The organism is Actinomadura logoneensis (assembly GCF_003428695.1).
GTDB classification, from domain to species: Bacteria; Actinomycetota; Actinomycetes; order Streptosporangiales; family Streptosporangiaceae; genus Spirillospora; species Spirillospora logoneensis.
The window spans coordinates 1-6,603 of the sequence record NZ_QURH01000897.1; the positions used below are offsets into that span (position 1 = coordinate 1).

7 protein-coding genes are annotated in these 6,603 nt (G+C 73.5%); 3 read left to right on the forward strand and 4 right to left on the reverse strand.

Translation table 11 applies throughout. The features are described 5' to 3' along the window. Nucleotides 1–63: 63 nt before the first annotated feature. Nucleotides 64–708, reverse strand: a complete 645-nt coding sequence (locus DZF91_RS30230) for a diguanylate cyclase (RefSeq protein ID WP_117360495.1) — start codon at nucleotides 706–708, stop codon at nucleotides 64–66. A 181-nt stretch (nucleotides 709–889) separates the two neighbouring features. On the opposite strand from DZF91_RS30230, the gene DZF91_RS30235 reads away from it, so the two are divergent. The 3 genes from DZF91_RS30235 (at nucleotide 890) to DZF91_RS30245 (ending at nucleotide 3,037) form a co-directional block, all read left to right on the forward strand. Next, nucleotides 890–1,120, forward strand: coding sequence for a hypothetical protein (locus tag DZF91_RS30235; protein ID WP_117360496.1), 231 nt, complete (start codon nucleotides 890–892; stop codon nucleotides 1,118–1,120). A 98-nt stretch (nucleotides 1,121–1,218) separates the two neighbouring features. Further along, the gene (locus DZF91_RS30240; RefSeq protein ID WP_199486990.1) at nucleotides 1,219–1,827 is read left to right on the forward strand and encodes a flavodoxin family protein; all 609 of its coding nucleotides are present in this window, start codon (nucleotides 1,219–1,221) and stop codon (nucleotides 1,825–1,827) included. 28 nt (nucleotides 1,828–1,855) lie between these two features. Continuing rightward, on the forward strand, nucleotides 1,856–3,037 hold the full coding sequence (locus DZF91_RS30245) for a zinc-dependent alcohol dehydrogenase (protein ID WP_117360497.1): 1,182 nt from the start codon (nucleotides 1,856–1,858) through the stop codon (nucleotides 3,035–3,037). Nucleotides 3,038–3,101: 64 nt separating this feature from the next. Here DZF91_RS30245 and iolD read toward each other — a convergent pair whose 3' ends face one another. The 3 genes from iolD to DZF91_RS40605 form a co-directional block, all read right to left on the reverse strand. Further along, on the reverse strand, nucleotides 3,102–4,931 hold the full coding sequence (gene iolD, locus DZF91_RS30250; protein WP_117360498.1) for a 3D-(3,5/4)-trihydroxycyclohexane-1,2-dione acylhydrolase (decyclizing): 1,830 nt from the start codon (nucleotides 4,929–4,931) through the stop codon (nucleotides 3,102–3,104). Further along, nucleotides 4,928–5,770: a 5-deoxy-glucuronate isomerase gene (iolB, locus tag DZF91_RS30255; protein ID WP_328589237.1), complete on the reverse strand. Its 843-nt coding sequence runs from the start codon at nucleotides 5,768–5,770 to the stop codon at nucleotides 4,928–4,930. Before iolB ends, iolD begins: the two co-directional genes overlap by 4 nt. 38 nt (nucleotides 5,771–5,808) lie before the next feature. Continuing rightward, a partial coding sequence (locus DZF91_RS40605) for a Cgl0159 family (beta/alpha)8-fold protein (RefSeq protein WP_117360500.1) occupies nucleotides 5,809–6,603 on the reverse strand: 795 nt, incomplete at its 5' end.

A 6,603-nucleotide genomic window follows, 5' to 3' on the forward strand; every position in this document is an offset into this window, starting at 1 on the left:
CGCCGCCGTGTCTCGGCGGCGTCCGGCGGTGCGGTCGCGGCTGCGTGGCGTCTGGCGGCGGGCTCAGGAGACGGACTGCAACGCCTCCGCCTCGACGTCCCACCTGTCCTTGCTCCTCTCGGCCCTGGCGCGCGCGGACGCGCGGGCGCACCGGATCATCTCCTCGGCGTACGGGAGCGCGCCGAAGACGCCCATGGCGCCGAGGAGCGCGGCCCGCGCCTTCCAGGAGAGCCGGCCCTCGCGCTTGAGCCGGATCCGGAAGTCGGGGCGCTCGCCCCGTCCGGCCAGGGAGCGCGTCTGGTCCCAGTACAGGACGGCGAGGAACCCCGTGGCCATCAGCGGCACGACCTCCAGCAGGCTGTGGATGTGCTGCTCGATCGGCGTGACCTCGCGGTGCTGCTCGGCGTACGACACGTCCCAGTACGCGGTCAGGCTGTGGACGCCGAGCGCCCCGCCGCAGACGGCGAGAACCCCGGCGTTCACCTCGCAGAACAGGCCGAGCGTCACCGGGACGCCGGCCTCGGTCATCATCAGCGCGTGGATCACCGACTCCTTGGTCCCGGCGTTCTCCTCGATGCCGGTCTGCCGGTGCCGGTACCAGTCGGCGAGGCCCGCGCCGAGCCACAGCGGGACGACACCGCCCATCAGTCCCCGGCGTGTCGCCTCCTCGACGCCGAGCACCCGCCTGACCTCGCGGGCGCGGGGCATCCTGCTGACCAGAGTGCGGGCAAGGGTCGGCCCTGACATCGATCTCATGCCCACGGCGCTACCCGGACACGTCCCGGATACTCCTCGCGTGATCGTCTCCGCACGCCCTGACCTGGAGTTTTTGCCCGGCCCTCTCGGGTAGGCGGCAGAGAGGAAGGAACCGACCGAGAGGAGAGTCCCCATGTCGCACCACGAGACCGGCCACATCACCGGGACCAAGGACAAGGACTACAACATCATCTGGTTCACCGAGGCGTGCCTGAGCAACGTCCTGCGGCTGGAGACCTACATCAAGGACGCCGAGCGGGAGGGCGACAACGAGCTCGCCGACTTCTTCCGCAAGGCCCAGGCCGACAGCCGCAAGGGTGCCGAGCAGGGCAAGGAGCTCCTCAAGAAGCGCCTGGCCTCCTGACCGCGCCCCGCCCCCGTCCCCGCCCGGTCGGCGGAGGCCGGTGGGCGGACCGCCGTTTCACACCTGTCACGGGGGCAGGGACGCATGAGGAGGTTCTCATGCGCTGCCTGATCATCAACTGCACGCTCAAACCGTCACCCGACGCCAGCAACACGGGGGCACTGGCCCAGGTGGTGGCGGACGAACTCGAGAAGCGGCACGGTGTCCCGGTGCACACCGTCCGGGCCGTGGATCTCGACATCCGGCCCGGAGTGTCCACGGACATGGGCGAGGGGGACGACTGGCCCCGGGTGCACCGGGCGCTGCTCGACTCGCAGATCCTCATCATCGCGTCGCCGACGTGGGCGGGACGGCCGTCCTCGGTGGCGCAGCGGGTGATCGAGCGGCTGGACGCGCTGCTCTCCGAGACCGACGACGAGGGGCGGCCGGTCGCCTACAACCGCGTCGCGGGCGTGGTCGTCACCGGCAACGAGGACGGCGCGCACCACGTCATCAGCGAGATCAACGGGGCGCTGGCCGACTTCGGTTTCACCATCCCCGGCCAGGCGTGGACGTACTGGCACCTCGGTCCCGGGCCGGGGCCGGACTACCTGGACGACGAGCGGGGCCACGACTGGTCGGCGAAGACCGGCCGGGCCATGGCGTCCAACCTCGCCGCCGCCGCGCGGGCGCTCGCCGCCCACCCCATCCCCGCCCCGCCCGGCTGAACCGCACCGCCCGACCGAAAGGAACACCATGAAGGCGCTCACGTGGCACGGCCGCCGCGACGTCCGGGTCGAGGACGTCCCGGACCCGGTGGTCAAGGAGCCCACGGACGCGGTCATCCGCGTCACCACGACCGCCATCTGCGGCTCCGACCTGCACCTCTACGAGGTGCTCGGCCCGTTCATGGGCCAGGGCGACATCCTCGGCCACGAGCCGATGGGCGTCGTGGAGGAGGTCGGCGCCGAGGTCTCCCACATCCGGCCCGGCGACCGGGTCGTGATCCCGTTCAACATCTCCTGCGGGCACTGCCACATGTGCGAGCGGAAGCTGTACGCGCAGTGCGAGACCACGCAGGTCCGCGACCAGGGCATGGGCGCGGCGCTGTTCGGCTACACGAAGCTGTACGGCCAGGTCCCCGGCGGGCAGGCCGAGTACCTGCGCGTGCCGCAGGCCCAGTTCGGCCCGATCAAGGTGCCGGAGGGGCCGTCCGACGAGCGGTTCGTGTACCTGTCGGACGTCCTGCCGACCGCCCGCCAGGCGGTGGCGTACGCCGACCTGCCGCCGGAGGGCAGCGTCACCGTGTTCGGCCTCGGCCCGATCGGCCAGATGAGCTGCCGGATCGCGCGCCACCTCGGCCACCGCGTCATCGGCGTGGACCTGGTGCCCGAGCGGCTGGCGATGGCCCGGCGGCACGACATCGAGACGATCGACGCGAACGCGGTCTCCGACGTCCCGGCGGCCGTCCGGGACATGACCGGTGGCCGCGGCACCGACGGCGTCATCGACGCGGTCGGGATGGAGGCGCACGGCTCGCCCGTCGCGAAGGTCGCGCAGAGCCTCACCGCCCTGCTGCCCGACCGCGCCGCCGCCGGACTGATGACGCACGCCGGAGTGGACCGCCTGGCGGTGCTCTACCAGGCCATCGAGACCGTCCGGCGCGGTGGGACGATCTCGCTCTCCGGCGTGTACGGCGGCATGGCCGACCCGATGCCGATGCTGCGGATGTTCGACAAGGGCATCTCGGTCCGGATGGGCCAGGCGCACGTGAAGCGGTGGATCGACGAACTGCTCCCGCTGGTCTCCGACGACGCCGACCCGCTCGGCGTGCAGGACCTCGCGACGCACCGGCTGCCGCTCGCCGACGCCCCGCACGCCTACGAGATCTTCCAGAAGAAGGAGGACGGCGCGATCAAGGTCCTGCTGACCCCCTGACCGCGCGCGTCCTTCCCGGGCGGGCGGCGCCCCGCCAGGGGCAGGCAGGCACCGCCCGCCCGGTTCAGATCAGCGGGCGCTGCGCCCGGCGGTCCTCCTCGTAGCGGGCGCGGGCCCGCGTCGTGGACTCCAGGCCGGAGACCTCGGCGACCGGCACGTCCCACCACGCCTCGCTGTCCGGCGCGCCGACCGAGACGTCGGTCTCCACGTGGACGACCGTCGTGCGGGCGCTGTCGCGGGCCTTGACCAGGGCCGCGCGGAACTCCTCGGCGGTCGTCGCGCGCAGGACGTCGGCGCCGAGCGCGGCGGCGTTCGCGGCCAGGTCGCCGGGCAGCTCGAACCGGGTGCCGAGCCGCTGCGCGCCGACCGACTCCGACAGGTTGCCGATCGAGGCGAAGCCGTGGTTCTGCACCAGCACGACGACCAGCTTGATCCCGTCGGCGACGGCGGTGACGAGCTCCTGGGCCATCATCAGGTACGAGCCGTCGCCGACCATGACGAAGACCTCGCGGTCGGGCGCGGCGAGCTTCACCCCGAGTCCCCCGGCGATCTCGTAGCCCATGCACGAGTAGCCGTACTCGACGTGGTAGCCCTTGGGATCGCGCGTCCGCCACAGCTTGTGCAGGTCCCCCGGCATCGATCCGGCGGCGCAGACCACGACGTCGCGCGGGCCGCTGACCTCGTTGACGATGCCGATGATCTCCGGCTGGGCGGGGGGCGTTCCGCCGGACGGCGCGTAGGCGCGGTCGACCGCCTCGTTCCAGCGGGCGACGCGGGCGGCGATCTCGTCCCGGTAGGACGCCGCGACCGTGTGCCCGGCCAGCGCCGACCGGAGGGCCGCCAGGCCCGAGCGCGCGTCGGCGGTCAGCGGCAGGCCCGCGTGCTTCACGGCGTCCGGCGCCGCCACGTTGAGGTTGACGAAGCGGACGCCCGGACGGGCGAACACGCTGCGGGAGGCGGTGGTGAAGTCGCTGTAGCGCGTCCCGACGCCCAGCACGACGTCGGCCTCGCGGGCCAGGGCGTTGGCGGCGGTGGTGCCGGTCGCGCCGATCGCGCCCACCGCGGCCGGGTGGTCCCAGGCCAGCGCCCCCTTGCCCGCCTGGGTCTCGGCCACCGGGATGCCGGTGGCCTCGGCGAACTCCGCCAGCTCCGCGGTCGCCCGCGCGTAGATGGCCCCGCCGCCCGCCACGATGAGCGGACGCTCGGCGCCGCGCAGCAGGGCCGCGGCCTCCGCGACGAGGTCCGGCTCGGGCACCGGGCGGGCGATCCTCCAGACCCGCTCGGCGAACAGCTCCGCAGGCCAGTCGTGCGCCTCGGCCTGCACGTCCTGCGGCAGCGCGAGCGTGACCGCGCCGGTCTCGGCCGGGTCGGTCAGCACGCGCATCGCGGCGAGCAGCGCGCTCGGCAGCTGCTCGGGCCGGTTGATCCGGTCCCAGAAGCGCGAGACCGGCTTGAAGCAGTCGTTGACCGAGACGTCGTAGGAGCGCGGGTCCTCCAGCTCCTGGAGGACGGGGTTGGCCACCCGCGTCGCGAAGACGTCGCCCGGCAGGAGCAGCACGGGAATGCGGTTGATGGTCGCGAGCGCGGCGCCGGTCACCATGTTGGTCGCGCCCGGTCCGACCGAGGTCGTGCAGGCGAACGCGCGGAGCCGGTCGTGCGCGCGGGCGTAGCCGACCGCCGCGTGCACCATCGCCTGCTCGTTGCGCGCCGCCCGGTAGGGCAGTTCGCCGCCGTACTCCAGCAGCGCCTGGCCGAGCCCCGCCACGTTGCCGTGGCCGAAGATGCCGAAGCAGCCGGCGAAGAACCGCTGCCGCTCGCCGTCCCGTTCGGTCCACTGGTTCGCCAGGAAGCGGACGACCGCCTGCGCGACGGTCAGCCGTACTGTCTCGGTCATCGGTCCCCCTCGGGTCCGGCGGCCGAGGTCATCGGCAGCCGCGGGTCGGTCGGCAGGTCGGTCCAGGTCCCGCGGATCCAGGTGTGCGCGGGGTCGTCGCAGATCTTCCAGGCGCGTTCCGCACCGGGTCCCGCCATCACGTTCAGGTAGTACAGGTCGTGGCCCGGCACCGCCATCGAGGGCCCGTGCCAGCCGTGCGGGATCAGCACGACGTCGCCGGTGCGGACCTCCTCCAGCACGTCGGTGGTGCCGTACACCCGCTGGTAGGCCATGCCCGGCCCGCCGTGCGGCGCGGCGGCGACCTCGAAGTAGTAGATCTCCTCCAGCACCGACTCGTGCTCGGTGTGCTCGTCGTGCTTGTGCGGCGGGTAGGACGACCAGTTGCCGCCCGGCGTCAGCACCTCGCACGCGATCAGCCTGTCGGCCTCGAACGCCTCGGGCGTGCAGAAGTTGTTCACCTGGCGGCTCATCTGCCCGGCGCCGCGCAGCTCCACCGGCACCTTCCCGGCGGGTCCGTAGCGGGGCGGGAGCCGCCGCTCGCAGCGCGCGGACGGCAGCGCGAACCGCCCGCCGTCCCTGGACCGCAGGACGACCGACGCGTCCCGCGGCGCGTACGCGAAGTCGGTGACGCGGGAGAAGACGTCGGGACGGCCCTGGAGCCCGAACGTCACGGCGACCCCGTCGGCCGGGACGCCGATCGCCGCCTCGCACGATCCGGCGAGCGGGAGCACCAGCGTCTCCGACTCCCCGGTCTCCAGCGCGACCTCCTCCCCCGGCCCGAGCGTCAGGACGCGCAGGCCCGAGTACTCCCAGCCCGCGCTCCGGGGGGTGACCTCCACGGACACCTCCCCGCTCACGGCGCCGTTCACAGCGCCGGTCACAGGAGCCCCACCGCGGCGTCGACGGCGCCCGCGACGTCGTCGCCCGGCGGGTACAGCACGGCCCTGCCGACGACCAGGCCGCGCACGGTCGGCAGGCCGAGGGCCGCCTTCCAGCCCGCGAGCGCCGCCTCGGCGTCGTCGGGCACCTCGCCGCCGAGCAGCAGGGCGGGCAGCGTCGAGGACTCCATGACCTCCTCCATCCGGTCGACCACGGGAACCTTCAGCCAGGTGTGGGCGGACGTGGCGCCGAGCCCGGACGCGATCGAGATGACCTTGGTCATCGCCTCGGGGGTGAGCACGTTCACGACCCTCCCGTCGTCGCCCCGGGTGGACAGGAACGGCTCCACCATCGCCGGGAGCCCGTGTCCGGCGAGTTCGGTGACCGCGTGCGCGCAGTTCTCCAGCGTCGCGGCGGTCGCCGGGTCGTCCAGGTCGACGCGCAGCAGCATCTTGCCGCCGTCGAGGCCCGCCGCGGCGATCGCGGACGCGGTGTAGGCGGTGAACCGGTCGTCGATCTCGAACGACGACCCGGCCAGGCCGCCCCGGTTCATCGACCCGATGGCGTACCGGCCCTCCAGCTCGCCCAGCAGCAGCAGGTCCTCCAGGACGTCCGGGGTGGCGAGCACCCCGTGCACGCCCGGCCGGGCGAGGCCGACGCAGATCCGCTCCAGCAGGTCGCGGCGGTTGCCCATCGCCCCCGGGTCGGTCCCGGCGCGCAGCGCGCCGCGCGCCGGGTGGTCGGCCGCGATGATCATCAGCTTGCCCGCGGCGCCGAGCGGGGCGGCGGGCCG

What these genes read in the sequence shown, in the direction of transcription:
- DZF91_RS30240 (WP_199486990.1), top strand. Translation starts at nt 1,219, where the DNA reads ATGCGCTGCCTGATCATCAACTGCACGCTCAAACCGTCACCCGACGCC.
- DZF91_RS30230 (WP_117360495.1), bottom strand. Translation starts at nt 708, where the DNA reads ATGCCCCGCGCCCGCGAGGTCAGGCGGGTGCTCGGCGTCGAGGAGGCG.
- DZF91_RS30235 (WP_117360496.1), top strand. Translation starts at nt 890, where the DNA reads ATGTCGCACCACGAGACCGGCCACATCACCGGGACCAAGGACAAGGAC.
- DZF91_RS30245 (WP_117360497.1), top strand. Translation starts at nt 1,856, where the DNA reads ATGAAGGCGCTCACGTGGCACGGCCGCCGCGACGTCCGGGTCGAGGAC.
- iolD (WP_117360498.1), bottom strand. Translation starts at nt 4,931, where the DNA reads ATGACCGAGACAGTACGGCTGACCGTCGCGCAGGCGGTCGTCCGCTTC.